We start from the raw sequence: 26,380 nt of genomic DNA on the forward strand, positions 1-26,380 counted from the left end.
GGCCGCGACCGCAGCGGCGGAAAACGCTTTCGGCTCCGATCTCGGTTCGTCTTCGTCGGTGCTGGCGGATACGCGCTCAAGCTCCTACAGAAGGCCAAGATCCCGGAGGTCCGCGGGTACGCAGTCTTCCCGCTCGGCGCGCAGTTCCTGCGCACCAGCAACCCCGACGTCGTCGCACAGCACGACGCGAAGGTCTACAGCCAAGCGTCCGTCGGTGCCCCACCCATGTCGGTGCCCCACCTCGACAAGCGTGTCATCGGCGGCAGCCCGTCCCTGATGTTCGGCCCCTACGCCACCTTCAGCACCAGACTCCTCAGGCATGGCCGTCTCGTCGATCTATTCACCACCATCCGACTGCGCAACATCGCGCCGCTGCTCGCCGTCGGTGCCCAAAACCTGCCGCTCGTGCGGTACCTGCTCGGTGAGCTGCTGGCGTCACGGAAACGAAAGTTCGCACAACTCAAGCGTTTCTACCCCGACTCCGACCCAGTGGACTGGGAGCTGGTGCAGGCGGGCCAACGCGCCCAGTTGATCAAGCCGGACCCGCGAAGGGTCGGTGTACTGACCTTCGGGACCGAACTCGTCACTGGGGCCGACGGGACCATCGCGGGACTGCTTGGCGCATCACCCGGTGCCTCGATCGCCCCGTCCGTGATGATCGACCTCCTCGCAACGTGCTTCCCCGAACGCCACGAACAATGGGAGCCGACGTTGCATGAGCTCATGCCGGCGATCGAGACTCGAGTGGACGCAGACCAGCACACCATCGACAGCAACCTCGACCGCACCGGGCGAATCCTCGGCGTGGCATAGCGATCCAGCTCTTGGTGGCGCTGCAAGGCACGACCTAGTGCAAGGAGGCCCCGGGCTGTGCGTATTGGTGAACCCAAGCAGGCCTCATGAGCGAACACCTCAGAGAGAGAGGAGAGAATGGATGGAGCCGATGACGGGAATCGAACCCGCGTATTCAGCTTGGGAAGCTGATGTTCTACCATTGAACTACATCGGCACGCAGGGGTTTTGCGCCCTATAAGGCACTGCAAGACCCTGCGAGCGGCAACTCTAGCAGACCGCTAATGTCTACCTGTGCTGCTATCCGATCGCGACATCCGTTCCGAAATTTCCACCAAGCGACTGGGCATCGATCCGTTCGACGACTCGATGGTTCAGCCCTCCAGCGTGGACGTTCGCCTGGACCGACTGTTCCGCGTCTTCAACAACACGCGGTACACGCACATCGACCCCGCGCAGCAGCAGGACGAGCTCACCAGCCTCGTCGAGCCGGCCGAGGGGGAGCCGTTCGTGCTGCATCCGGGCGAGTTCGTGCTCGGCTCGACGTTGGAGTTCTGCTCGCTGCCCGACGACCTGGCAGGCCGGCTGGAGGGCAAGTCCAGCCTCGGGCGGCTCGGGCTGCTCACCCACTCCACGGCCGGGTTCATCGACCCCGGCTTCAGCGGCCACATCACCCTCGAGCTGTCCAACGTGGCGAACCTGCCGATCACGCTGTGGCCGGGCATGAAGATCGGACAGCTCTGCCTGATCCGCCTGTCCAGCCCGGCGGAGAACCCCTACGGCAGCGCCGCGGTCGGGTCGAAGTACCAGGGGCAGCGCGGCCCGACGCCGTCGAAGGCCTACCTGAACTTCGTCAAGTCGCCGACGCAGTAGCCGCCCGCGCCCTCGGCGTCAGGCCCTCGCGTGGCCGCCGACCAGCTGCGAATTGTGGTTCAGGATGCGGTCATTGCTGACCATGACCGCGGTGCCGTACGCGTCGCGCAGGTGCCTGCTCATCGAGGACTCGCGGTCGACCTGGTGCCCGGCGATCGTGCAGATCGTCAGCGCCTTCCCGGCCAGGTCGATGAGCAGCGTCGAGGAGCTCACCCTCACCTTGTTGAACTCCAGCGCCACCGGCACGGTCGAGAGCGCGGCCGAGCCCGCGAGCGACTCGAACCACGCCGCGGCCCCGAGCACCGTGTCGACCAGCTGCTGGTGCGAGATGACCAACTCGGCAAGGCGGACCGTGCTCAGCGGGGGAGCGCCGACCGAGCGCCGCGCCGCGGTCTGCACCGACCGCCTGGCCCTGCCGAGGGCGGCGTCGGCGATCCCGAGCCAGGCCGCGGACCAGAGCACGTGCGCTGTGGGCCGCATCGTCTGCGCGGCGATCTCCGCGTAGGGATCGTCGAGCAGGGCGTCGGCGCCGGTGTCGACGGCGAGGTGGAAACCAGGACTCCTGGTGCCGCGGAAGCCGATCGTGTCCCACCCGCCGGCCACCGTCAGCCTGAGGTCGGACCTCGGGCAGGCGAGCAGGACCTGATCGGTCGGCGCGCTGGCCGGGGTGCGGAGCCCGGTCGCCAGCACCACGTCGGCGTACTCGCCGTACGAGATCACCGGCGCCGTCTTCACCAGGCGGACGCGGTCGCCCATGCGCTCGACCGCGCAACCACTGGCACGGACGCCGCCGCGGACGTCGACCTCGGTGGTGGCGGACGAGACCAGGAGCTGGTCCGCGGCGATGGTCGCGAGCAGGTCGCGCATCGCCCGGCTGTGACCGTGCCGGACGATGCTGAGCACCTGCGTCTGATGCATCGCGAAGATCATCGCGGAGGAGGCGCACGACCGGCCCAGCGCGCGGGTGATCTCGGCGAGCCGGGTCAGCGAGAGCCCGGCACCTCCGAGGGTGGTCGGGATCGCGGCGCCGAGGAGCCCGGCCGACCGCAGCGCGGCGACGGCCTCGGCCGGGAAACGCGCGTCGCGATCGACCGCGTCCGCCCACACCGCGGCGACCCGCACGCACTGATCGAGACCGTCGAGACCGGCTAGGACGTCGACGGGAGCTGCCAGGCTCATGCTGCCCGCACCCGATCTGACAGTGAATCCATCGCTGCCGCACCGGGTTCGATGTGGCCGAACCTCTCCGGCACGTTCCGAACCTGCTCGACGTGGACGGATGCCGACATCGAACCCCCTATCACCTGAAATCGCGTCGATAGCCGCGCATCACCCCTGGGCGGACGCCCGTTTCCCTCCCCGACGCCATCGTGGACTTTATCGACCGGCGCAGGGCAGGCGTTAACGCGCGACGCGGATGTGGCGGAGATTACGTTCGGCGGGCAGCGATCCCTCGGATGCGCCGTGGACATGCGGTCCGCTGCGCTAGGGTGCTGGCAGTTGACGTGGATTGATTGCTGGGGGGCACCATGACGTCAGGGGAGATGGCGGTCGACACCGCCGCGTTGGCGCAACTCGCGGGGATGCTGGCGGCGGCGGCCGGGACCATCGAGAAGATCGACACCGCAGGCGCATTCCGCGGGACGGCCGAGGGACTCGCATCCTCCGCGACGGCCGCCGCCTGCGCCGCCGGAGCGGTTCGGGTCGCCGACAGCCTGCGCGCGGTCGGGTCGAGGGTCCGCGTGATGTCGGGCATCGCGGCCACCAACACCGCGCAGTACGACGACGCCGAGGCCAGGATCAGCGGACTGTTCAGCCCGGCCGGGGGTGCCTGATGCGCCCGACCGTCACGCAGTTGCGGAGCTGGAACCCCGACTGCCTGAACGGTTCCGCGGACCGGCTCGCCCGGGCCACCGCGGAGTTGGACGCGCAGATCGACCTCGTCGTCCGCGGCGTGGACGGCGTCCTCGACACCTGGCACGGTGACGCGGCGCGCAACGCCTGGGACCGCGCGGTCGACGAACAGGCCGCGGGCAACAAGGTCGCGCTGGCGTTGCTCGAGACCTCCTCGTCGATGCGACAGGGGGCCGCGACCATCGAATCGGCCAAGTCGCACGCGATTTCGGTGATCGACGGTGCCATCGGCGAGGGATTCGCGGTGTCCGACGACGGCGCCGTCACCGCGCCCGCCGCCGGGGCGGGCCTGACCCTCGCGGCCGGCGGCGACGCCGCGCTCGCGCAGCAGGCGATCGACGCCCGCGCACGCGAGCTGGCAGGCGACATCGCCCGGGCGCTGGACGAGGTCGCGCTCGCCGACAGTCGCACGGCGGCCACGCTGACCGGCTGCTTCGCGGACTTCGATCAGGCGCGCGGCGAGCCGGTCCTCGGCCCGCGGGTCCAGGGCATCGTCGCAGGGCGGTCCGACCTGCCCGCCGACGCGCGCGAGCTCAACGAGTTCTGGACGGGCCTGACCGCCGACGAGAAGGACGCGCTCTTCGCGCACGACCAGGAGGTCGGCAACCGCGACGGCATCCCGGCCACCGACAGGGACCACTACAACCGGATGCACCTCGAAGACCTGCGGACCCGGGCGGCGGCGTCGCTGGCGGCGGTGGACGCGCGGCATCCCGAGTGGGCGAAGGGCGAGCACGTGCCCACCCAACCGGCGTCGGGCTCCCCGGACGAGAAGGCGTGGAAGACCTGGGCCGAGTACAGCGCGTGGCGGGGCGACCGCGAACCGCTGCGGGCGAAGGTTGACGAGTACGACGCGGTGAGCCGCGCCGCCAACTCCGGCACGCCGCCGCCACAGTTCCTGCTGGGCATCGACGGCGGCGGTCGCGCGGCGGTCGCGCTCGGCAACCCCGACCTCGCCGACAACGTCGCCACGTTCGTGCCGGGCACCGGCTCGCAGCTCGGCGGCATCGGCGGCGACGTCGAGCGGTCCGCCCGCATGCTTCACGCCGCGACCCGCGCCGATCCGCTCGCCACGACCTCCGTCGTCACCTGGTACGGCTACAACGCGCCGCAGAGCATTCCCGAGGCCGGGCTCGACAGGTTCGCGGAGCAGGGGGCGCCCCGGCTGGACCGCTTTCAGGACGGGCTGCGGGCCGCGCACGAAGGGCAGCCGGCCCATCAGGTGATCGTCGGCCACAGCTACGGGAGCACCGTGATCGGAACCGCCGCGGGCGGCGGCGGATCGCTGGACGTCGACGCGTTGATCTTCGTCGGCAGCCCAGGGGTCAACGCGGAGCACGTCTCGGACCTGCACCTCGACGGCGTCAACGCCGGCGACGTCGGCAAGCACGTGTACTCGACCGCGGCCCGATGGGACCCGGTGCCCTACCTCGGGGATGTGACCCTGGCCGGGCGGCACGTGCACGGCCTCGATCCCACCGACCCGGACTTCGGAGGCCAGGTGTTCGCCAGCAACCCCGGCGAGCCGGGCCCGCTCCTCGGAACCAATCCCGGGGTTCACAGCGAGTACTGGGATCGGCGGAACCCGTCGCTGGCGGGCATGGGGCGGATCATCGCCGGAGTGGGAGGCCCGTCGTGAGGCCCCGGATCGCATCGAGAACCGGCGTCGCGACGGCGAGCGCGCTCGCCGTCGTCGCCCTTCTCGCCGCCGCCTGCAGCACAGACGAGGAGCCCGACGTGGACACCGCATTGACCGAGAGCGCCGCGTCCCGGGTGCTGGTCGGCTACCTCGAGGAGTCGCTGTCCGCGCTGCCCAAGGGAGCCAGTTTGACTCTGGCGCATCCCAGTTCGCCGGTCGGCGCGTTCAACCCGGGTGGGGTCACGCCATGCGACGACAGCGACACCGACGCCACCGGCCCCGTCTTCCTCACCCTCGACTACTGGGTGAGCGGGATCGCGGAGACCGACGTCGCCCAGAACCTGGACGCGATCGCCGGCTACTGGGAGAACCGGGATCGGCCGCCGGCCGAACGGTCGTCGGGGGAGGGCCGGACGGCGGTGGTGACCATGCCGGACGGCTACGCGATCGTCGTCGACGACAACGGCAGGGGCAGCCTGTCGGTCTCGGGCACCTCCGCGTGCTTCCCCCGCGCGAACGCGGGCGGCGCCGGGCAGCCCGACGTGATCGACCGCCCCTGAGTTCTCCGTCGCCGGATGTACACCTGCCGTTGCCGCGACACTTGCGCCGGGTATCCGCTGCGCTAACCCTGGGCGCCTATCAACTACCTATGCGCTGCACCGTTTTCGGAACCGGCTATCTCGGAGCCACGCACGCCGCCTGTATGGCCGAGTTGGGACACGAGGTCCTCGGGGTCGACATCGACCCCGGCAAGGTGGCCAAGCTCTCCGGCGGCGAGGTGCCGTTCTACGAACCGGGCCTCGCGCAGGTACTCAAACGCAACATCGACGCCGGTCGGCTGCACTTCACCACCTCGTACCCCGACGCCGCCGCGTTCGCGGACCTGCACTTCCTCGGGGTGGGGACGCCGCAGAAGCGGGGCGAGTACGGCGCCGACCTGCGGCACGTGCACTCGGTGATCGACACCCTCTCCCCGCTGCTGGACCGGCCCGCGGTGATCGTCGGCAAGTCGACGGTCCCGGTCGGCACCGCGGCCGAGCTGGGGGCGCGGGCCCGCGAACTCGCGCCTGCCGGTGACGACGTCGAGGTCGCGTGGAACCCCGAGTTCCTGCGCGAGGGCTTCGCCGTCGAGGACACCCTGCGCCCGGACCGCCTGGTGCTCGGCGTCGACCCGAAGCGTCCGGGTCGCGCCGAGGGGATGCTGCGCGAGCTGTACACCACGCTGATCGACGACGAGGCTGTGCCGTTCCTGCTCACCGACCTGCCCACCGCGGAGCTGGTGAAGGTGTCCGCGAACGCCTTTCTCGCGACGAAGATCTCGTTCATCAACGCGATCTCCGAGGTGTGCGAGGCGACCGGAGCGGACGTCACGCAGCTGGCGGACGCGCTCGGCTACGACGCCCGGATCGGCCGCCGATTCCTCAACGCGGGACTGGGGTTCGGCGGCGGCTGCCTGCCGAAGGACATCCGGGCGTTCATGGCGCGGGCAGGCGAGCTCGGCGCCGACCAGGCACTCACCTTCCTGCGCGAGGTGGACAGCATCAACATGCGCCGCCGGACCAAGATGGTCGAGCTGGCGACCAGGGCCTGCGGCGGTTCGCTGCTCGGCGCGAACATCGCGGTCCTCGGCGCGGCCTTCAAACCGGAGTCCGACGACGTCCGGGACTCGCCCGCGCTCAACGTGGCGGGGATGATGCAGTTGCACGGCGCGGTGGTGAGCGTGTTCGACCCCAAGGCGCTCGACAATTCCCGTCGGCTGTTCCCGACGCTGAACTACGCCACCTCGGTCGCGGAGGCGTGCGTGGGCGCCGATGCCGTGCTGCTGGCCACCGAGTGGGACGAGTTCAAGGCGCTGCGACCCGCGGACCTCGCGGCGACCGTCCGGGCGAAGGTGCTGATCGACGGCCGCAACTGTCTCGATCCCGCGGAGTGGACGGCCGCGGGCTGGACCTACCGCGGCCTCGGTCGGCACTGAGCACGGCGAGGATCTCCGCGTAGCCGGTGCGCCCGATCGGTCGTTCGTTATGCTCACCTCGTTCAAGTACGCGCGATTCGAGCGTCGGCTGCGTGCAACCCCGATTTAAGGCGGCTCGATGAGTGCGGTTCTGGGAGTGTCGATAGGGTCCAGCGCCGTGCGGATGGCGCGGCCCGACGCCGCCTCCCGACGCGGGCCAGAGGGCGTCGAGGCGTTCCAGCGCCAGGTCATCGCGACCGCGCCGCACCTGGCCGAGGAGACCGCCGCGCAGGCCGTCGGGGTGCTGCTCGCGCAGGGCGGCGGGGAGAACGTCGGGGCCACCGGGGTGGCATACGCCACGCAGCGCCAGGCCGACGTGATGGCGCAGGCGATGGCCCGCCAGCGCCTACACAACTACCAGTTGATCCCCGCGAGCACGGCCGCGATCACGCGGCTGGAGGCGACAGGGGAGCTGCAGGACTTCCGGACGCTGGTCCTCTTCGACCTGGGCAGTTCCGGACTGACCGTCAGCGTCGTGGACCGGCGGTCGCGGGAGGTGCTGGCCACCGAGCGCAGCACCGAGATCGCGGGCGACTACTTCGACTGGCTGATCCGTGAACACCAGGCGGGCGCGCAGGGCGTCGTCTCGCCGGTGGGCGCCGACGAGGCCAACGCGTTCAACGAGCGGTGCCGCTTCGCCAAGGAGCAGCTCTCCGACAACGAGGCGATCGCGGTGCCGAGCGAGGCAGGCCTGATCCTGCTCTCCCGGGAAACCTTCGAATCGATGATCGTGGTGCCCGTCGAGGGCTCTGCGCGGTTCGCCCGCGGCGTCATCGCCGCGTCCGGCCTTCGTCCCGACGCGGTGGTCCTGCTCGGCGGCGGAGCGCACATCCCGCTCGTGCAGTCCATCCTGCGTACCTGGCTCAGCCTTCCCGTCGTGGTGCCCGCCGAGCCGGCGATGGTCGCGGCGCAGGGCGCGGCCATGCTCGCGACGCCGGTCTCGCTGCCGGAACCGGCGCCGCAACCGCTGTTCGCCGCGGTTGCCCCGAGCCCTCGTCGGACCCGTGGACCGGCCCGGCGTCAGCTCGCGATCGCGGGGGCGGCGGCCACAGGACTGGTCGTCGTGGCCGCCATCGGCCTGTCCATGGGACGCGACGGCGCCGCCACCACCCAGGGGGAGGGCCACGCCACCGCGGTGACCGAGGACCGGGATGCGCCGTCCACGACGCCGGCCTCTCCGCCCACCACCACGGCACCGCCGTCGTCGACGGCCCCGCGCGCGCCCGCGCCGCAGCGGGCCGCCGAGCCGGCGTCCTCAGCTCCGCCGCCAGTTCCTGGTCCGCCGCCGCGGCGCTACCTCAACCTGCCGGACCCCATCCAGATCGAGGTGCCGCCGGGCGTCGAGCTGCCGCCGGGCATGACGCGCTAACGCGCGTGCCGACCTCCGCGTGAGCGGGTGTCGGCAGAAGCGGTGTCGGCAGCGCCGGACCGGGTCCCGATCGGCCGGGCCAGCATCACGGCGATGGCAGTGGTGAGCGGCACGGACAGGGCCAGGGCGATGCCGCCGACCGCCGAGCGCACGATCTCGATGGCGACCGCGTCGCCGAGCAGCACGTCGTTGATCGAGCGGCCTGCCACGCTGAAGAGCAGCAGCAGCGGCAGCGCCCCGCCTGCGTAGGCCAGCACGAGGGTGTAGACGGTGCTGGCGATGTGGTCGCGGCCGACCCGCATGGCCGAGCCGAAGATGTGTCTGCGGCTGGAGGTCCGGTCGAGGTCCGCCAGCTCGAACGCGGTCGAGGCTTGGGTGATGGTGACGTCGTTGAGTACGCCGAGCGAGCCGATGATGAACCCGGCCAGCAGCAGGCCGGTGATGCTCACGTGCTCGATGTAGGTCTGCACGTTGGTGTTCTGTTCCTCGGACAGTCCCGTCAGGTGCGTCATCTCGATCGTGACCCACGACAGCAGCGCGGCCAGCAGCATCGAGGCCAGGGTGCCGAGCAGCGCCGAACTGGTCCGCAGGCTCACCCCGTGGGCCAGGTAGAGCACCGCGTAGAGGATGGTGGCGCCCGCGACGAGGGCGACGGGGATCGCCGGCTTGCCGTCCAGCAGGGCGGGCAGCATGAACCCGACGAGCACGCCGAAGGCGACGAGCAGCCCGATCAGGGCCCGCAGGCCGCGCCACCGGGCGACCGCGACGATGACGACCACGAACGCCCCGACGATCAGCAGCAGCGGCAGCCCGCGGGAGAAGTCCTCGAACGAGTACACGGTGGCGCCGGACGGGTCCGTCTGGCGCACCAGCCGAATGTTGTCCCCGACGCGGAGGTCCGGCTGCCCGGGGCCGGGCCCGATCTCCAGCAGCGTGGTGGTGCCCTCGTTCGGGCCCGATCCGATGTCGATGAGGCTGCGCTGGCATTCGTAGGCGTCGTTCGGGGGAGGCAGCGGTGCACCAGTGAAGGGCTTGCCTGCGGAGGCGCTTCCGCACGGGCCGATGTCCTGCAGGGTGACGGTGCCCGCCTCGGTGACGACGGCACCACCGCCGGAGGTCTGGAAGGGCAGCGGGATGTCGATGCTGCGACTGCTGGGCCACAGGATGGCGGCGCCGGCCACCACCGCGATGCCGATCGCGACGAGCAGTCCGATGACGACCCGGGCCGCGACCGGGCCGACCGGGATCGGACCGGTGTGGCCGTGGCCGTGTCCGTGGCCGTGTCGCACCTCGGTCACGTTGGCCCGCTTGCTCGGATGGCGGCCGCGCGGCCCTGTCGACGCATCCGGTCAGGCTACCGACAGGTGGACCTCTCGATTCCTCCAGGATTCAACTACGACGCTGAGGGTGCGCGCGCGTATTCACCAAATCGATTTCCCCACACCATTCTGTGGGGCGCGCACGAAAATTCGACGAATCGCGCATGGGTATTGGACGGAACCTTCGCGCCGAAAGGAATTGCGTTCAGGCTGTGGAACCATTCGGGAATGACTGGGGTTTTGGAGCAGGGTGCGGGGTCTGCCGCGGGCGCGCAGTGGACGCCTGGTGCCGTAATCGGGAACGGCCGGTATCGCCTGCTGGCAATGTGCGGCAGCGCAACCGAGGCGGAACTCTGGCATGCCTTGGATCGCGTGCTTGATCGCGAGGTCGCCTTGACCGTAATCAATCCCAGCATGGGTGACGTGGGCCGAATCGATTCCGCGGTTGATGCGATTTTTGCCCGCACCATCTGGCTCTGCCGGATTCGTTCAACCGCGGTCAGTCGCATACTCGACATGGTCAAACTCGGCTCGCTGAACATCATTGTTGCGGAATGGATGTCCAGTATCTCGCTGGAAGAGGCCAGCCGTGGTGACACCTCGCCCGCGGGTACCGCTATCGCCTTCTCGGACCTGGCCGCCGCGATGCGACAGGCGCACGCGTCCGACATCGCACTCGGGCTCGATGACCTCGACAGAATTCGTGTCAGCCTGGACGGAATTGCCTATCTCGCGTTCCCCGGAACCCCCGCCTCGGGTTCGCTCGCCGGTGACGTGCGGGGTTTCGGCGAGGCCCTCCGCGCGTTCGCAACCCGGTCGGAGGCCGAAGCCCGATCGACGGTCGCACGGGAACTCGTCGTCGTCATCGACGGCGCGGTCCGCCACGGGTCGCAGTTCACCGCGGACGAGGTGGAACGGGAGCTATCGCTCATCGCACGACCGCCTCAGGAGGCACCCGAGCCGGCGCCCGAGCACCCTGACCCGGTGCCGGAGCCCCCTGACCCGGTGCCGAGCTCGCCGCGACGGATGGCGCTGCTGGCCGCGATCGCGGCAGTCGGGGTGATCGGGTTGGGTGCGCTCGGGTGGCTCATCGGCACATCCGTCGCGGAGCCGTCGGAACCCGATCAAACGGAGATGCAGGCGTCACCGCAGACCCCGCCGGAGGCGGCACCCGCCCCGCCGCAGGTCCCGGTGCTTCCGCTGGGCGCGGCCGTGTACTCGCCCGAGCAGTTCCCCGACAACGCCGCCCACGCGGGCCTGGCGATCGACGCGAACGCCGCTACCTCGTGGACGACGGACACCTACGTGCAGCAGTTCCCCGCCTTCAAGAGCGGCGTCGGGCTGTCGGTCAGCCTCCCACCGGATACGGACCTGAACCGGGTCTGGATCACCACGCCGACCCCGGGCGCCCGAGTCGAGGTCCGCACCCTGCCCCCCGCGAACGGGGGTTTGGGTGAGACCGCGGTCCTCGGCGCGGCGGGACTCGAGCCCGGAGTGACCGTCATCGACCTGCAGCGCTCGGCACCGCAATCGGGCGTGCTGATCTGGATCACGGCCCAGTCCGGCACCGAGGGCGCCCATCGAACCGAGTTCTCCGAGATCGGCTTCATGAGCTGAGCCTGGACGGGATCGACGCCACGGCAGATCCAGGAGCAGCGGAATCACGCCTGAGCCGTACCGACCTCCCGCTGAGTGGGCCGAGCGTTGCCTTCGTGTGGCTTTTTTGTGGCTTCTTGTGGTTCAATTCTCCCGCGCAAACAATGCTGGACGCGCGGCCGTACCCGCTGGGGGCACGTGCTCGGATGGGGAGACCCGGGTGCGCGAGTGGTCAGCGCCGATCGGGGAAGTTTGCAGCGGTGGCGGGGAACAGGGGGGTGTGTCCCCGCCACCGACCCGATTACCCACAGGGGGGGGAGGGGCAATCGGGCTTGCTGGACACCGAAGGTGTCTGGGGAGAATGTACATGCCCTGGATCGGGTTGTCACAGCGGGGGTAGTCAAGCGTCCAGTTAGTCGCCGGAGGACGCCGCGTTCGGCCCGTTCGATAGGGTGCGCGGGTGGCCGGATCACTGGAAATCGCGCGCAGGCGGGTGGACGCCTTCATGGAGGCGCTGCCCATCGAGCGGCCCTGGTCCTTCGACGATTTCATCGGATGGATGGAGACCGAGCGCGGCAGGCCGATCCGGTTGGAGCCGGTCAACGCCGCGGTGATCAACGGAGCCCCGTGCGGGCTGTGGATCGGTCGTGAACACGACGACGTCGTGATGTACGCCGCGGGCGCCTCGGTCTATCTGCGCAGGCACATCGTCTACCACGAACTGGCCCACATCCTCCGTGGCGATTCCGGTCTCCGCGTCGACCTGACGGCACTGCAGGAACTGGCGCCCGACGTGGGGCCGGCGACGGTGCAGTCGCTGCTCGGCCGCACCGCCTACGACGACGAGGTGGAGCAGGAAGCCGAACTCCTCGCGACGCGGCTGTTCCTGGCCGATTCGGGCGCGGTCAGCGCGCGGTCCGGGGCAGGCCCCAAGCAGTCGGTGCGGGTGTCGCGGCTGACCGACGTGGTCTGGAGCAGAGGCTGACTTCCACCATGCCCGCGGCGATCATGTGGCCGCTGCTGATCGGAATCTGGGCGATCACGCTGATCCGGCTCGTTGTGATGCGGGACCAGCTGCCGCAGCGGCGGATCAACATGATCCTGCTCTTCTGGGCGCTGCTGGCGACCCTGCGGGCACCCGAGGTGCAGGCCGCCCTGGCTCCGCACCTCACCGACGTCGCCGTCATCCGGCCCGTGACGCACCTCTTCGCGATGCTCGCGGGCGCCGCCATCCTGGGCCTCGCCGCGGCGCTCACCGAGGGTTCGGACGAGCCGTCGTGGCGCCAGCCGGTGGTGTATGTGATTACGCTCGCGCTTGGGATCTCGCTGCTGTTCCTGAGCAGGCCGTCGAGGCACGCCGGGCTCACCATCGAGGAGGCAGGCGGCTGGCAGTGCGCGGTCTACTTCGTCGTCTACGCGATCCCGATGGTCGTCGCGGTGAGCGTGGTCCTGGTGATCTGTTTCGAGTTCCTGCGGTCCGGTCCCGGGTGGCGCGAGGGCGCGGCGATCGTGATCGTCTGCGTGATGTGCGCGCTCTCCCTGCTGGACAACATCTCCAGGCCGGTCGCGGGCTTCTTCTCGGCAGCCCACGTGGACAACGCCTTGACCAGGTGGCGGGCCGAGTCCAACGACGTCCTCTTCCTTCCGGAGGTCGCGCTGATCGCGTTGGTCAGCGTGGTCCCCGTCGTCGCGATGTGGATGCGCCGCCGGGAACTGCGCCAGCTCGAAACGATGTGGTCGACGCTGACGGCCGCGGTGCCGCAGGTGGTCTTGCCCGCCACCGGATTCGAGGAGCGCCTGCACCGGACGGTCGTCGAGATCTGGGACGCCACGATGCAGCTGCAGCCGTACACCTCGGTGGCCGTCGACCCGGACCTGGAGCGTGAACTGGACCGTCGCGGGCTGGACGGCGACACCCGGTCCGCGGTCCGCCGATCGGTACAGTTGCTGCGGGCCTGCGAGCGGAAGCGGACCGGCAGCCTCCCGCGGGACGCAGGGACCGCGGCCTCCGCGGGCGCCGCGGACACCGGCGCCGGGATCGACGAACTCGCCGACGAGAAGCGCGCGCTGTTGCGCCTCGCCCGTAACTGGCGGCTCGCCGCCGATCTGGATCAGCGGCTCGCCGCGATCAACATCGAGAGCACTCACGACACCGACGCCCGAGAGAGGAGCGCGGTCCCGTGCCCACCAGTGGTGAGCACGGGTTCCGCCATCTGATGGAGACACGACCGATCCCGCACCCCCCGCGCCGCGTCCCGCTCCTGGGAGACATCCTCGGGATGGACCGCGCCGCCCCCAGCCAGCGCACGCTGTGGCAGCACCAGCAGCTCGGCCCCATCTATCGGCGGGTGATCGTCGGCACCAAGCTCACCTTCGTGACCGGTTCGGAACTGGTCGAGGAGATGAACGACGAGAAGCGTTTCCGCAAGCACGTCGGTAGGCCGCTGGCGAAGCTGCGGACCATCGTCGCCGACGGGCTGTTCACCGCGTTCCACAACGAACCGAACTGGTCGAAGGCGCACAACATCCTGATGCCGGGCTTTACCCGGGAGGCGATGCGCGGATACCACCAGACGATGCTGGACAGCACCCGCGAGCTGATCGCTCGTTGGGACGAGCGGGCCACCGCGGAGTTTGTCGACGTGCCAGCCGAGATGAGCAAGCTGACGCTCGAGATGATCGGCAGGGCCGGATTCGGGTACAGCTTCGACTCGTTCGGCCGCGCGGACTCAGATCAAGCCGAGGACCCGTTCGTCGGTGCGATGCTGCGGGCGCTGCGGCACGCCGAGCAGACCGCGATCCCGATCCCGTTCCGCGGGCTGTTCGCGGGCAAGGCCGAGCGGCAGAACGACGCCGACATCGCGTATGTCGCGGGCGTCGTGGACGAGGTGATCGCCGAGCGCCGCGCGAAGGGGGAGAGCGCCGACACCCGTCGCCCCGACCTGCTGGACCTGATGCTGCACTCGACCGACCCCGAGACCGGCGAGCGGCTCGACGAGGTGAACATCCGCAACCAGGTGCTGACCTTCCTCGTCGCGGGTCACGAGACCTCGGCCAATGCGCTGGCGTTCGCGCTGTACTTCCTCGCGCAGAACCCGGAGGTCGCGGCAAGGGCGCGGGCTGAGGTGGAGTCGCTGTGGCCGGGCGAAGAGCAGCCGGAGGTTTCCTTCGAGCAGGTCGCGAAGCTGCGGTACGTGCGCCGGGTGGTGGACGAGACGATGCGGCTGTGGCCGACCGCCCCCGGCTACTTCCGGGAGGCCGTCGCCGACACCACGATCGGTGACGGGTACGAGTTCAAGCAGAACGACTGGGCCTTCGTGCTGGTGCTCGGCCTGCACCGCGACCCGGTCTGGGGGCCGGACGTGGAGACGTTCGACCCGGACCGCTTCCTGCCGGAGAACGTGCGGGCCCGTCCCGGCCACGTCTACAAGCCGTTCGGCACCGGGCTGCGCGCGTGCATCGGCCGCCAGTTCGCGCTGCACGAGATGGTGCTGGCGCTGGCGCTGCTGGTGCATCGCTACGACCTCGAGCCGGAACCCGGCTACCAGCTCAAGGTCAAGGAGCAACTCACCCTCAAACCCGACGAGTTCCGGCTGCGCGTGCGCCGCCGGGTCAGTCCCTGACCTCCCCCGTCGCGCCGTCGAGCATCGACAGCAGCCCGATCAGTTCCTCCATCGCCTGACGGGGCAGCGCTCCGCCGGACGGGTCGGGGTCGGTGAGCGAGCGCATCGACAGGCTCTTCACCCCGGCGTCGCGGGCGCTGATGCAGAGTCGGATCTGGGTGTCGACGTACCCGTAGTCGGTGCCGGACAGGTACACCCGGGCGACCTCGAAGTGGTCCGCGACGGCCTCGCGGACGTCGGCGGGCGGATCGGCGAGGCGGCCGTCCCGGATGGACTCGACGAGGTCCGTCTCGACGGGCCTGCGGAGCCGGTCGCCGAGGGCCAGCGCGACCTCCTCGTTCGTCTGCTCGGGGGCGCCGCGTCGGTGACCCCACTCGAACAGTCGGTTGACCCGAGTGGACAGGGGGATCGTCGGTTCGTCCGGGCGGGTCATGCGTCTGCTCCCTTTCGTGCGTGCCACCGTCGACGGAACCTCGACTCGATGTCGGGGTCAGCATCGATCGGCCGGCCAGCCAGCCACCTGCGGTAGAGCCGCTCCTCCCGCTCGGACGGGTCGTCGCCGACCGGTTCGTCGAGATGATGGCCGAAGGCGAACTCGATCAGGGCGGGAACCGGTACCCCCGGGCCGCCGTTGCGTTCGAGCAGATCGGTGACGTAGACGCCCGTGATCCGCGAGACCGCGGCGTTGAGCGCGTCGGTGGCCTTGTCGTATTCCTCGACGGAGACCTCGGGCCACCGGTCCCGGAACGAGTTGAGGGTGGCGTGCGGCGACATCAGGTCGACGATCATCTCGACCGGCACCGCGACGGAGTCCGGCCCGAATTCGGTGGTGCCGCGCTGCCGGTGCTTGTCGGCGGTGCGGTCGGGTTCCGCCTCGAGGGGGTCGGGGTGGCCGCCGAGCAGGGTGCGCGCCGCGCTGCCGGAGACCCAGTTCAGTCCGGCGTCGAGACGTCGGAGCGTGCGCTGGCTCGGCTCGGGTCCGGTGCCGTTCTCGGCGCGTGTCTGGGCCGCGTCGGACGGACCGCCCGCGGCCCGGACCTCGTCCTGGGTCAGATTCAGGGCGCGGCGTCGTTCCGTCACGAACCTGCCGAAGCGCACTCTGCTCTCGGAGACCATAGGGTTACCTTATGTTGCCTGGGTCACCCAACCAACATCGAGGCCATGATTTTGTCGCTTGTTTGTGGCCTATTAGCGTGACTCAGAAGCTCTCGCGGTGCACGGCCTCGGAGAGGGGCCTGCCGTCGCGCCAGCCGAAGCGCACGAGATCGGGGGTCTCCTGGAACTCCGAGACCGGGCCGACGCACAGCCAGGCGATGGGCCGCACCGGGGACGGGACCTGCACCAATTCGGTGAGGTACTCCTCCTCGTAGAACGAGACCCAGCCGACGCCGATGCCCTCCGCGACCGCGGCCAGCCAGATGTTCTGGATCGCGAGCACCGCGGAGAACACGCCGGTGTCCTCGACCGTGTGCCTGCCCAGCACGTTGGCGCCGCCCCGGCTGGGGTCGTAGGTGACGACCACCCCGGTGCCGGACTCCTGGATGCCCTCGATCTTGATCGGGTTGAAGGTGTCGCGGCGCTCCGGCGGCAACGAGTCCGCGAAGTTCCTTCGGCAGCCCGCGACGTGCTCGGCGAACGCGTCGAGCGTCGCGGGCTTCTGCACCACCACGAAGTCCCAGGGCTGGGTGTTCCCGACGCTCGGGGCGCAATGCCCGGCCTGCAGGATCCGGGTCAGCTTCTCCTCGGAGATCCGCTCACCCGTGAACTCCGCGCGGACGTCGCGGCGCATTCGGATCGCGTCGTACACGGACGGAGTCGGGTTCTCGGACGGGGCGCCGCTGGCATCGCTTGACACGTGCTTCACGGTATCCGATCCGGTCGGCGGGCCCGATTGGGCGGCCAGGGTCCCCGGTCGGCGGTAGCGTCGGGTCATGGTGTCCAAGGGGGAGTATCCCCGATTGTCTGGACTGTCGGGCAGTTGACTGCGGGGGCTAGCCTGCCGGTGTGGGGTACGGGCGGATCGGGCGATGGTGGGTGGCGGTGGCCGTCACCATCGCCGTGGCAGGGACGATCGTGACGGGGACGGCGGGCGCCGACCCGGCGGCAACGCGCGTCGGCGCCGACGGCACCGGACTGACCCTCGACGGCAGGCCCTGGTGGCCCGCCGGAATGAATGCCTACCAACTCGGCACCGACTGGTCGATCAACGCCGGCTGCGGCGGTCAAGTCGACCTCGACGCCTACTTCGCGCTGCTGCCGAGCGCGACCCTCACCCGGTTCAACGCGTTCCAGGCGCTGGCCGTCAACAAACACACCGGCGCGCTGGACTTCACCGCGCTCGACAGGGTGTTCGCCGCAGCGCAGCGGCACGGTCAGCTGCTGATCCCGGTGCTCACCGCGCAGGACGGGGCCTGCGAGGACGAGGTGTTCAAACAGCGGGGCTGGTACGTCGACGGGTGGCGACACGTCGCGGCGGGGGCGCAGCTGTCGTTCGCGGACTGGGTGGACACCGCCGTGCGGCGGTGGCGGGACTCGCCGTCGGTGGCGGCGTGGGAACTGGTCGGCGAACCGGAGACGGGCGTGTGCCCCGACGGCGACTGTGCCTTCGAGAACCGGGTGTGCCCCGACGACGCCGCAAAGGTGTTGCGCGCCTTCATGGACAGGGCAGGCGATCGGGTGCGGGCACTGGACCCCGACCGGCTGATCACCGCAGGCCTGACCGGTGGCGGACAGTGCGGCACCGCAGGCGACGACTACCGGTACGTGGGCGCGTCGGAGAACGTGGACGTGCTGCAGTACCACGACTATCACGCCGACGGCGTCCCGTTGCCGGGCGACGAGTGGAACGGGCTGGCCGTCCGGCTGGAACAGGCTGTGGTGCTGAACAAACCGCTGCTCGTCGCCGAGATCGGACAGTCGGCTGGCGGCGGCCTGTCCGTGGCACGGCGGGCAGCCGATGTCGTCGCCAAGATCGCCGGGCAGCGCGCCGCGGGCACCGCGGGCGCGCTGATGTGGTCGTTCGTGCCCGACGCGCGGACGCACGAGCGCAGCTACGACATCGGTGCCGGCGACCCGCTCTTCGCCGTGCTGGCCCGGCACACCACCGTCGGTGCCGCCGCTTCGGACGCCTGAGTCACTCGTCCGCCGGCTCGTCGAGCACCCGATACATCCGCCACGTCGGCTGGTCCGCACCGGTGTTCGGGATCTCCAGTACCAGGCTGGCGACATTGCCGCCGTTGTCGAAGATGGTGGGGTAGCGGCGGTTCACCACGTCCGACGCCCCGCGACCCTCTGTCGGGATCGCGAGGATGTACTCGACGCCGTGGCCGGCCGGGTCGTTGAGTGCGCCGACGAAATCCCGGTCCGACGGCACCACGAATTGTTTCGGGTTCTTCGACGCCGCGACGATGGCGAACCCGTACACGGTGTCCATCAGCACCGAGCCCTCTGGCAGGTTCATCTTGTCGAGGTGATCCGCGATCTGCCGTTCGGTGGCGAACGTGTCGACGATCGCGCGCTGCTTCGCCTGCTCCGCCGGGTCGTCTTCGCCGCCGCCGAACAGCGCCCCCAACGCGTACTGCTGCACCGACAGGTGCCGGCTCGACATGCCGGCGAGGGTGATCGGGATGCTCACCGCCAGCGCGAGCACCGCGACGAGTGCGGCCACCGGGATCCGCGGCTGCCGCACGTCGCGCGGACTGGCGTAGGCGCCCGGCCTGCGGGACGGCAGCGTGCCCCGAGCGGGGCTGAATTGCAGGGCGTACACCGCCATCAGGGGGATCACGCAGATGTAGAAGCGCAGGAACGGGAAGGTCACCCCGGTGACGTACGAGTAGGTCTGGAACGCCAGCACCGACCCGAACAGCAGCGTCGGCACCAGGACCTCGAGGTCGCGACGACGTGCGGCCAACACCGCGACCGCGGGGACCAGCAGCGGCAGCGCCGGTGCCAGTACGAGGATCGACGCCGCCGAGAAGCCAAGCGCGGACAGTCCCGCATCGGACGGTCCGCCCGACTGCGCGAGGATCTGTGCGTTGCCGTAGCCGGACTCGAACTGCGCGAACAGCTGTCCGGTGAGCAGCCAACTGGTCGCCGCCCACACCGAGACCGCCAGGGCGCCGGGGGCGACGACGATCACCGCGTCCAGCAGTGCGGACCGGCGTGAGTGACTACGCGCGGAGGACGGCTCGGCGTGGGTCGCGCGCAGTCGCGTCACGACCGCGACGAACACCGCGGCCGAGGCGATGGCCACGGCCGCGTCGTAGCGGGTCAGATAGCCCAACCCGAGGGCGACGCCGACCGAGATCAGGTCGTGCACGTCGTCGGTGCTGGTCCAGCGGATCAATCTCCTTGTCGCCCAGCACATCAGGAACACGAACGGCGCCTCGCTCATCCCGGTTGCCCCGTAGAACAGGATCATCGGGTTCAGTGCGAACAGCAGCGTGACGGTGACCTGTTGCCATCGCGGGGTGCCGCGGTCGGCGGCGATGCCCCAGATCTGGGCGACCGCGGCGGCCATGAACGCCGCCGACATGATCACCCCGGCCAGGCCGTAACGGGTCATCTCCGGGATCCAGGGGCTGAAGGCGACGAGCGGCATCTCCACCAGCGAGGTCAGCGGGGTGAAGATGAACCCGATCTCCGCGAGGTGCGGGTCGCGGCTGAACAGCGCACCCTGCGCGGACTGCACGCGGGAGAGCGCATCGCCCATCAGGAAGTGGTAACGCAGCGCCAGCACCGCCCCGACGGCGAGGTACACGACGAGGGCGAGCGCGAACACGACCTGCACCGGCCGCACCCAGCGCAGCCCCCTCACTGCGGCACCCCGACCGGATCGGGTTCGGCCGCTGGCTCGTCGAGGCCGTGGAACGTCTTCTCCCAGTAGGACGGATTGTGCAGCAACTGCCAGCAGCCCTTGATCGCGGCGATGCTCATCAGCAGCCAGTACAGCGGCACGGTCAGGCAGGCGAGCAGCAGTCGCGGGTCGCGGCCCTCACGGCAGCCGACCAGGTTCAGGAAGATGGTGACCGCGTTGCCGAACACCAGACAGATCAGGGCCGGGTAGTACACCAGCGGTGGGAAGATCTGACCGATCTGCAGGGGTTGCCCGAGCAGCCACGTCAACGTGATGAACCAGAACACCATGTTCAGGCACGCGATGATCGGGGTGCCTGCCAGCAGCAGCGTGAACCGCAGAAACGCCAGCGGGCCGATCTGCCGCCACAGCTTCAGAGGCTGCCTGGTGTGCACCAGCCAGGTCTGCAGGTAGCCCTTGTACCAACGGGACCGCTGCCGCAACCAGTTGATCGCGTCGCTGTTGGCCTCCTCGAGGGTGGTCGAGTCCAGCACCGCGGTCTGGTAGCCGTGCGCGGCGATCCGGACCCCGAGATCGGCGTCCTCGGTGACGTTGAACGGATCCCACGCCCCGATGTCGTCGAGGACCGCCCGACGCAGATGATTGGAGGTGCCGCCCAACGGGATCGGGGCCTTGATCCGCATCAGACCGGGCAGCAGGTAGCTGAACCAGACGCCGTACTCGACGGTGAACCAGCCGGTGAGCAGGTTCTGGGTGCCGTTGCGGAAGGCCAACTTCGCCTGCACGCACGCCACCCTCGGGTCGAGCCGCGCGAACGTCGCCGCGACCCGGCGCAGCTGCAGCGGCTCCGGGATGTCCTCGGCGTCGTAGATCGTGACGATGTCACCGGTCGCGAGGTGCAGGCCGTAGTTGCACGCCTTCGGTTTGGTCCGCGGATCCGCCGCGGGTACCAGCACCACGGTCGCGACCTCGTCCACACCCGCCGACCTCGCCGCCGCGATGGTGGTTGCGTCGTCCTCCTCGAGCAGCAGCAGGATCTGGAGCTTCTCCTTCGGGTAGTCGAGGGCGCCCATGGCGGCGATCAGCTGCGCGATCACCTCGGTCTCGTTGTAGGCGGGCATCAGCACCGTGTACATCGGCAGGTCGGCGTCGGGGATCGCGAGGGCCTCCTCGTCGCTGACGGTGTGGATCGCCTCGGCTGGCAGGCCGCGCCGGAAGATGATCAGCCGGTCGACGAGCGTGAGGACGTAGGCGATGGTGCTCAGGGCCGTCCCGACGATCAGGGTGGGGATCGGGAAGAAGGCCAGGCACACCACCGTGACCACCACGATGGCCAGCAGCAGGTTCCGCTGCCACGGCACGAACGCCCGCGACGCCGACGCCATCGGGTCGCGTTCGTGCAGGCCGTTGACCGCGTCGTGCAGGGCGCGGTCGCGGAACTCCGCGGACTGCTGCGGATCCGGTGATTCGGTCACGGCGCCGCCTTCCACTGCTCGTCGACCAGCTCACGCCCGAGTGTCGAGAGAAGGTTCACATCCTTGAACCGCGGGGTCTGGTCGATCTGGATCGCGTTGCCGCGCAACAGCACGTTCAGGGACTGTCCTGCGACCGCCGCCGTCTGTGGGCTCAGCGCCGGGAATGTCGCACCGGGATCGTGGTTGTCCACGGACAGTAGGTTCACCGCCTGGGTGACGTCGCCGCGCTGCCAGATGAATTGCAGCTTGGTCCAGGTGAGGAAGAGTTCCTCGTCGACGACCGTGTACAGCCGGCCGGTCACGTCGTGCCCGAGGTCGACGTCGATCGTCTCGGACCGGCGGCTGCCGAGCGTCGAATACAGGATCTCGCCCGGGTACACCGCCAGCGTCGCCGGCTGGTAGGTGCGCATGTTGTCCACCACGACGCTGCGGACCCGGTTTTTCGTGTCCCACTCCGGGTTCACCTCGTCCGCACGCAACATCTGCCGCACCAGGGTGGCGTCCGGGCCGAAGAACATCGGCGCCCAGTCGACGGACTCGAGTTCGGTCTGGGTCCAGCCGTCCGGCACCCGCAGCCACACCTCGCCTTCGGGTTCCGGAGGACCGGGGTCGACGTGCACGGTCACCGGCGGGGGGAGCGGCGAGAAGGCCTGCGCGACGGTCGCCGCGACGAGAATCGCCACCGCGACGCCGATCGACCTGACCGTCGGCAGGCGGGGCGACCGGATCGCCGACCCCGGGGCGGCGCCGCGCCTGGCCACTCGCACCAGGTAGGCGACGCAGACCACGGTCCCGATGATCACGGCAGGCAGCGATCGGAGCAGCGGAGTGCGGGAATCGGGCCACACGGCGTCCACCGCGGCCACCAGCGCCAGGCCCATCGCGAGCGTGATCAGCCCGGCGATCACCCCGCGCTTCCACGTCCGCGCGACGGCGATGCCGGTGGCGACGGCGACCATCACCACCAGCGCGGCGCCCGCGGCGAACCATGATCCACCGAGCGAGATGACCAGGGTCCGGTAGCCCCATGGCGTGAACGCCAGGTACGCCACCCAGACCGGCCAGTACCGGCATGTCGCCCTGGTCCCGAACAACAGCACACACGCGCCGAAGACGAACACCACAGTGGACAACAGGTCCAGCCGCAGCAGCAGGAACTCCTCGCGGTACCGCGGGACCAACCAGTACGAGATCGCCAGCGACCCAACGAGCGCGATCGTCCCGACGATGTAGTCGACCTCACGGTCGTGGATCGGTAGCTCACCCTGCCTGCGCCGGGTGACGCCGATGGCCATCGCGACACCGAGCAGCGGCAGCAGCATCAGATACCAGGCCAACCCGGTCTCCGCCGAATCGGGCAGGGTGCGCAGCGTCGAGGTCCAGAACCCGACGACCAGGCACACGATGATCAGCAGCCACCGCACGGTGAGGGTGGCGAGGGCGCCGTGCTCCCTGGCGTGCGTGGGACGTTCCACGACCGTGGTCATCGCCGCACCGCCCCCTAGGACGTCGGCCGGGACTTGCGCCGGGTGCCGAACCACACGGCCAGGCCGGCGAGCAGGCCAAGCGCGAGCACCCCGCCCGCCGCGGTCAGCACGCCGCGGACCGTGGAGGTCGAAGCGCTCTCCTGGGTCGGCGCCGCGAACGACGACAGGCTCACCGGCTCGCGGTTGCCGGTCTGGAACAGCACGTCACCGGTGAGGGTGAACCAGCGGTTCCGGTCCGACTGCAGCCAGTCGAGAATCCGGTCGAGATCATCCGGGACCGCCGTCGACGTCGCGACCAGCAGCATGCGGTCGTTGTCGGAGTCCCAGGTGGCCTGGACCGAACCGAACTGCAACGTCGGGATCTCCACGGTGCGCGCGTCGCCGGAACCGTTCGGGTCGGACAGTTCGACGGTGTCCTCGCCGGTCCGCGACAACGGCAGCGTGATCGAGTCCGGCAGGTTCCCGTTCGGCGCGACCAGGATCGTCGGCGCCGTCGAGTTCACCGCGTCGTCGAAGGACACCAGCTGCGGGCGCATCGGGGTGACCGTCATCGCCTGCAGGCCGGTGGTCAGGGTCATGGCCCGCCGCAGGTTCGCGAACGACTGGTCCTGCAGCCCGACGTCCACCGTGGGCAGCAGCGCCTGCGGGAGGGCGCCGAAGCCGGCCGGGCTCGGCGGGGTGGCGGTGGCGCTGGTCACCGGGCTGGCCGGGTCGATCGACAGCGTGACCGGCTGGGTGGACCCGCAGGTCATCACGCCTGCGACCTGGAGCGTGACCACCATCTCGGTGTACCGCGCCAGCAGGTCGTTCGGGATCTCGATCCGCTGGTCGATGGTGCCGGTGTCGTCGAGGGGCCAGTGCGCGAGCGTGGCGTCGCCGACCGTGACGGTGATCTGGCCGTTCTGCGCGCTTGGCAGCGGCGTGTAGTTGCCGAGCAGGCGAACGGAGACGTCGTCGGACGACCGGCCGAGCCGGGTCTGGTCCAGGCCGATCACCACCCGCGCTCGCCCGGTGGAGGTGGAGGTCAGCTGGGTGACCCCGAGGTCGCTGAGCGTGGTGGCGTCGGGGGCCAGGACGGGGGCGGTGTCGAGGGCACCGGCGGTGGCGGTCGACGCGACGACGATCTCGTCCAGGGAATCGACCAGCAGTCGGGTCTGGTCCAGCAGCTCGCTGCCGCGGCCTGCCAGGGTGAGCACCGGCACGCCTGCGGGCGACGGGGCCAGGCTCACGGACGCGGTGTCGGATTCGGCGATCACCACCTGACGTTCGAACTGTCCCACCGGCTGGTCGGGGAGGCTCTGCCCCGGCGCGAGGGGACGCAGGTCGACGGCGGTGCGCTGGTTCGCGTAGTGAGCGGTGACCGCGGTGCCGAACTCCAGCGCGGCGGCGGATTCGTCCTGGCTCGGGTTCTCCGGCACGTACAGGTCGAGTCGCTGCAGCACCGGCGGCAAGAAGTCCGCGATGACGCCGGGCTGAATCTCGTTGCCGCTGTAGTCGATCGACGCGTCGATGATCGACAGGGAGTTCTCCGACCAGTCCTCGGCGCACCACTGGTCGTCGAGCGGCGCCAGGTGTGAGCGCAGCTGCACCTGGGCGGCGTTGTCGGTGATCGGCACCCCGGCGAGCGGGATCGTCACCGGCGCGGTCGGGGCTCCCGCGGGCACGTCGATCCGGCTGAGGGTGCGACCGCCCGCGACCGCGTCGATCCAACCGCGGCCCGAGCCGGCAGGCACCTGGATGGTGCCGCGCAATGCGGCAGGCACCATGCCCGACGGCACCGGGATGTGCAGGCTCACCGTGGCGTCCTGCCCCGGGAAGTTCAAGGTCCGGCCCAGCCCGACGTCGGGCAGGCCCAGGCTGGCGTCCCGGTGCACCGGGCGGGGCTGCGCCGCAGCCGGGGCGATGGCCGCGACACTCATGATCGCGGCCGTGGCCACACAGGTCGCGGTCCAGTAACCGCGACGACGTACACGTTCGGACATCCGTCCTCCTCGAGTCGACACGTCAGACATTACGAGTCGAAGCGGGGAGTTGCCCGGTGAACGCGCCGCTACTGGCTGTAGCCGGCCAGGAAGTTACCGAATCGTTCGATTGCCACGGACAGGTCGCGGGCCCACGGCAGCGTCACGATCCGCAGGTGGTCGTGGTTCGGCCAGTTGAAGCCGGTGCCCTGGACGACCAGGATCTTCTCCTGCAGCAGCAGGTCCAGCACCAGCTTCGCGTCGTCTCGGATCTCGTAGACGTTGGGGTCCAGCCGGGGGAACGCGTACAGCGCGCCCTTCGGCTTCACACAGGTCACGCCGGGGATCATGTTCAGCCGCTCCCACGCGACGTCGCGCTGCTCGAGCAGCCTGCCGCCGGGCAGGATCAGCTCCTCGATGCTCTGATGTCCGCCGAGCGCCACCTGGATGGCGTGCTGCGCGGGCACATTCGGGCACAGCCGCATCGAGGCGAGCAGGTCGACGCCCTCGAGGAAGCTCGCGGCGTGTTCCCTCGGGCCGGTGATGGCCAGCCAGCCGGCGCGGTACCCGGCCACGCGGTAGGCCTTGGACAGGCCGTTGAACGTCAGGCACAGCAGGTCGGGCGCCAGCGTCGCGAGGGAGATGTGCTTGGCGTCGTCGTAGAGGATCTTGTCGTAGATCTCGTCGGCGAGCAGCAGCAACTGGTGTTTGCGCGCGAGTGCGACGATCTGGCTGAGCACCTCGGTCGTGTAGACCGCGCCGGTCGGGTTGTTCGGGTTGATCACCACGATCGCCTTGGTGCGCGGGGTGATCTTCGATTCGATGTCGGCGATGTCCGGGTTCCAGCCGTCGGACTCGTCGCACAGGTAGTGCACCGGGGTGCCGCCCGCGAGGCTGGTCGTCGCGGTCCAGAGCGGGTAGTCGGGCGCCGGGATCAGCACCTCGTCGCCGTTGTCGAGCAGCGCCTGCATCGTCATCGTGATCAGCTCGGACACCCCGTTGCCGAGGTAGACGTCGTCGACGTCGAGCTCGGGGAAGCCGGGCACCAGCTCGTAGCGCGTGACGATGGCGCGGCGCGCGGACAGGATGCCCTTGGAGTCGGAGTAGCCCTGCGCGGTGGGCAGCGCCGCGATCATGTCGCGCATGATCACGTCGGGCGCCTCGAACCCGAACGGCGCCGGATTGCCGATGTTCAGCTTGAGGATGCGGTGGCCCTCGGCCTCGAGCCGGGCGGCGTGCGCGTGTACCGGTCCACGGATCTCGTACAGCACGTTCTGCAGCTTTGCGGACTGGTTGAGCACGCGCGGCTGGATATGGGTGTGGTGGGAGGGCTCCGAGACGGTCACCCGTCCATGGTGCCACTCCGGTTCAACCGGTTTTGTGTCGATACCCCGCATGTGGTGCAGGTAACGGGCCGATCGGTGGTCGTCGGCCTGGCGAAATCGGTGTTCTGCTGCGGCCGATGGGAGGACCCTGGGAGGCGGTACGAACTCCACACGGAA

At 69.8% G+C, this 26,380-nt stretch carries 22 protein-coding genes and 1 tRNA gene; 12 read left to right on the top strand and 11 right to left on the bottom strand.

Annotated features, from left to right (window positions below; translation table 11 throughout):
• The coding region (locus ACFXMV_RS14020) for a malate:quinone oxidoreductase (protein ID WP_378614291.1) at positions 1–813 on the top strand (813 nt) is incomplete at its 5' end.
• 122 nt (positions 814–935) lie between these two features.
• Here ACFXMV_RS14020 and ACFXMV_RS14025 read toward each other — a convergent pair.
• Positions 936–1,009, bottom strand: a tRNA-Gly gene (locus ACFXMV_RS14025).
• Positions 1,010–1,086: 77 nt separating this feature from the next.
• On the opposite strand from ACFXMV_RS14025, the gene dcd reads away from it, so the two are divergent.
• Complete coding sequence (gene dcd / locus ACFXMV_RS14030; protein ID WP_378499653.1) at positions 1,087–1,665, top strand: dCTP deaminase; 579 nt, start codon at positions 1,087–1,089, stop codon at positions 1,663–1,665.
• 18 nt (positions 1,666–1,683) lie between these two features.
• Here dcd and ACFXMV_RS14035 read toward each other — a convergent pair whose 3' ends face one another.
• Complete coding sequence (locus tag ACFXMV_RS14035; protein ID WP_378499652.1) at positions 1,684–2,844, bottom strand: acyl-CoA dehydrogenase family protein; 1,161 nt, start codon at positions 2,842–2,844, stop codon at positions 1,684–1,686.
• Between the two features lie 350 nt (positions 2,845–3,194).
• On the opposite strand from ACFXMV_RS14035, the gene ACFXMV_RS14040 reads away from it, so the two are divergent.
• The 5 genes from ACFXMV_RS14040 to ACFXMV_RS14060 all read left to right on the top strand — a co-directional run bounded on the left by ACFXMV_RS14040 (position 3,195) and on the right by ACFXMV_RS14060 (position 8,601).
• Positions 3,195–3,500, top strand: a complete 306-nt coding sequence (locus tag ACFXMV_RS14040) for a hypothetical protein (protein WP_378499651.1) — start codon at positions 3,195–3,197, stop codon at positions 3,498–3,500.
• Positions 3,500–5,218, top strand: coding sequence for an alpha/beta hydrolase (locus ACFXMV_RS14045; RefSeq protein WP_378499650.1), 1,719 nt, complete (start codon positions 3,500–3,502; stop codon positions 5,216–5,218). The genes ACFXMV_RS14040 and ACFXMV_RS14045 overlap by 1 nt, the downstream gene beginning before the upstream one ends.
• Entirely contained in the window at positions 5,215–5,778 is a 564-nt protein-coding gene (locus ACFXMV_RS14050; RefSeq protein ID WP_378503355.1) for a hypothetical protein, read from the top strand. The genes ACFXMV_RS14045 and ACFXMV_RS14050 overlap by 4 nt, the downstream gene beginning before the upstream one ends.
• Before the next feature lie 89 nt (positions 5,779–5,867).
• Complete coding sequence (locus tag ACFXMV_RS14055; RefSeq protein ID WP_378499659.1) at positions 5,868–7,193, top strand: UDP-glucose dehydrogenase family protein; 1,326 nt, start codon at positions 5,868–5,870, stop codon at positions 7,191–7,193.
• Between the two features lie 118 nt (positions 7,194–7,311).
• Entirely contained in the window at positions 7,312–8,601 is a 1,290-nt protein-coding gene (locus ACFXMV_RS14060) for an Hsp70 family protein (protein ID WP_378499660.1), read from the top strand.
• Here ACFXMV_RS14060 and ACFXMV_RS14065 read toward each other — a convergent pair.
• Positions 8,598–9,890 (bottom strand): YibE/F family protein, encoded by a 1,293-nt coding sequence (locus ACFXMV_RS14065; protein WP_378499667.1) that lies wholly within the window; start codon positions 9,888–9,890, stop codon positions 8,598–8,600. The genes ACFXMV_RS14060 and ACFXMV_RS14065 overlap by 4 nt on opposite strands.
• 27 nt (positions 9,891–9,917) lie before the next feature.
• On the opposite strand from ACFXMV_RS14065, the gene ACFXMV_RS14070 reads away from it, so the two are divergent.
• The 4 genes from ACFXMV_RS14070 (at position 9,918) to ACFXMV_RS14085 (ending at position 15,139) form a co-directional block, all read left to right on the top strand.
• The gene (locus tag ACFXMV_RS14070) at positions 9,918–11,537 is read left to right on the top strand and encodes a hypothetical protein (RefSeq protein ID WP_378503356.1); all 1,620 of its coding nucleotides are present in this window, start codon (positions 9,918–9,920) and stop codon (positions 11,535–11,537) included.
• A 439-nt stretch (positions 11,538–11,976) separates the two neighbouring features.
• On the top strand, positions 11,977–12,501 hold the full coding sequence (locus ACFXMV_RS14075; RefSeq protein ID WP_378499662.1) for a hypothetical protein: 525 nt from the start codon (positions 11,977–11,979) through the stop codon (positions 12,499–12,501).
• Positions 12,502–12,509: 8 nt separating this feature from the next.
• Positions 12,510–13,733, top strand: a complete 1,224-nt coding sequence (locus tag ACFXMV_RS14080; protein WP_378499663.1) for an MAB_1171c family putative transporter — start codon at positions 12,510–12,512, stop codon at positions 13,731–13,733.
• Positions 13,733–15,139, top strand: a complete 1,407-nt coding sequence (locus ACFXMV_RS14085; protein WP_378499668.1) for a cytochrome P450 — start codon at positions 13,733–13,735, stop codon at positions 15,137–15,139. The genes ACFXMV_RS14080 and ACFXMV_RS14085 overlap by 1 nt, the downstream gene beginning before the upstream one ends.
• Here the strand turns inward: ACFXMV_RS14085 and ACFXMV_RS14090 are convergent.
• From ACFXMV_RS14090 to bluB, 3 genes are all read right to left on the bottom strand, one after another.
• The gene (locus ACFXMV_RS14090; protein ID WP_378499664.1) at positions 15,129–15,572 is read right to left on the bottom strand and encodes a hypothetical protein; all 444 of its coding nucleotides are present in this window, start codon (positions 15,570–15,572) and stop codon (positions 15,129–15,131) included. The genes ACFXMV_RS14085 and ACFXMV_RS14090 overlap by 11 nt on opposite strands.
• A complete protein-coding gene (locus ACFXMV_RS14095) occupies positions 15,569–16,255 on the bottom strand; it encodes an XRE family transcriptional regulator (protein WP_378499665.1) in 687 nt (228 codons plus the stop codon). Before ACFXMV_RS14095 ends, ACFXMV_RS14090 begins: the two co-directional genes overlap by 4 nt.
• 82 nt (positions 16,256–16,337) lie before the next feature.
• Positions 16,338–16,946 (bottom strand): 5,6-dimethylbenzimidazole synthase, encoded by a 609-nt coding sequence (gene bluB, locus ACFXMV_RS14100; RefSeq protein WP_378503380.1) that lies wholly within the window; start codon positions 16,944–16,946, stop codon positions 16,338–16,340.
• A gap of 197 nt (positions 16,947–17,143) precedes the next feature.
• Between bluB and ACFXMV_RS14105 the strand changes: the two genes are divergently transcribed.
• Positions 17,144–18,271: a beta-mannosidase gene (locus tag ACFXMV_RS14105; protein WP_378502194.1), complete on the top strand. Its 1,128-nt coding sequence runs from the start codon at positions 17,144–17,146 to the stop codon at positions 18,269–18,271.
• 1 nt (position 18,272) lies between these two features.
• Here ACFXMV_RS14105 and ACFXMV_RS14110 read toward each other — a convergent pair whose 3' ends face one another.
• The 5 genes from ACFXMV_RS14110 to ACFXMV_RS14130 form a co-directional block, all read right to left on the bottom strand.
• Entirely contained in the window at positions 18,273–19,955 is a 1,683-nt protein-coding gene (locus tag ACFXMV_RS14110) for a glycosyltransferase family 39 protein (RefSeq protein WP_378503357.1), read from the bottom strand.
• Positions 19,952–21,430 carry a glycosyltransferase gene (locus ACFXMV_RS14115; RefSeq protein ID WP_378501192.1) on the bottom strand — a complete coding sequence of 493 codons (1,479 nt, stop codon included), beginning with the start codon at positions 21,428–21,430 and terminating at the stop codon, positions 19,952–19,954. Before ACFXMV_RS14115 ends, ACFXMV_RS14110 begins: the two co-directional genes overlap by 4 nt.
• A complete protein-coding gene (locus tag ACFXMV_RS14120) occupies positions 21,427–22,917 on the bottom strand; it encodes a hypothetical protein (RefSeq protein ID WP_378501191.1) in 1,491 nt (496 codons plus the stop codon). The genes ACFXMV_RS14115 and ACFXMV_RS14120 overlap by 4 nt, the downstream gene beginning before the upstream one ends.
• 14 nt (positions 22,918–22,931) lie before the next feature.
• Positions 22,932–24,899: a hypothetical protein gene (locus ACFXMV_RS14125; RefSeq protein WP_378503358.1), complete on the bottom strand. Its 1,968-nt coding sequence runs from the start codon at positions 24,897–24,899 to the stop codon at positions 22,932–22,934.
• A 68-nt stretch (positions 24,900–24,967) separates the two neighbouring features.
• Positions 24,968–26,275 (bottom strand): pyridoxal phosphate-dependent aminotransferase, encoded by a 1,308-nt coding sequence (locus tag ACFXMV_RS14130; RefSeq protein ID WP_378500757.1) that lies wholly within the window; start codon positions 26,273–26,275, stop codon positions 24,968–24,970.
• Positions 26,276–26,380 lie beyond the last annotated feature (105 nt).

The organism is Rhodococcus sp. NPDC059179 (genome assembly GCF_042754885.1).
Taxonomy (GTDB): Bacteria; Actinomycetota; Actinomycetes; order Mycobacteriales; family Mycobacteriaceae; genus Rhodococcus_G.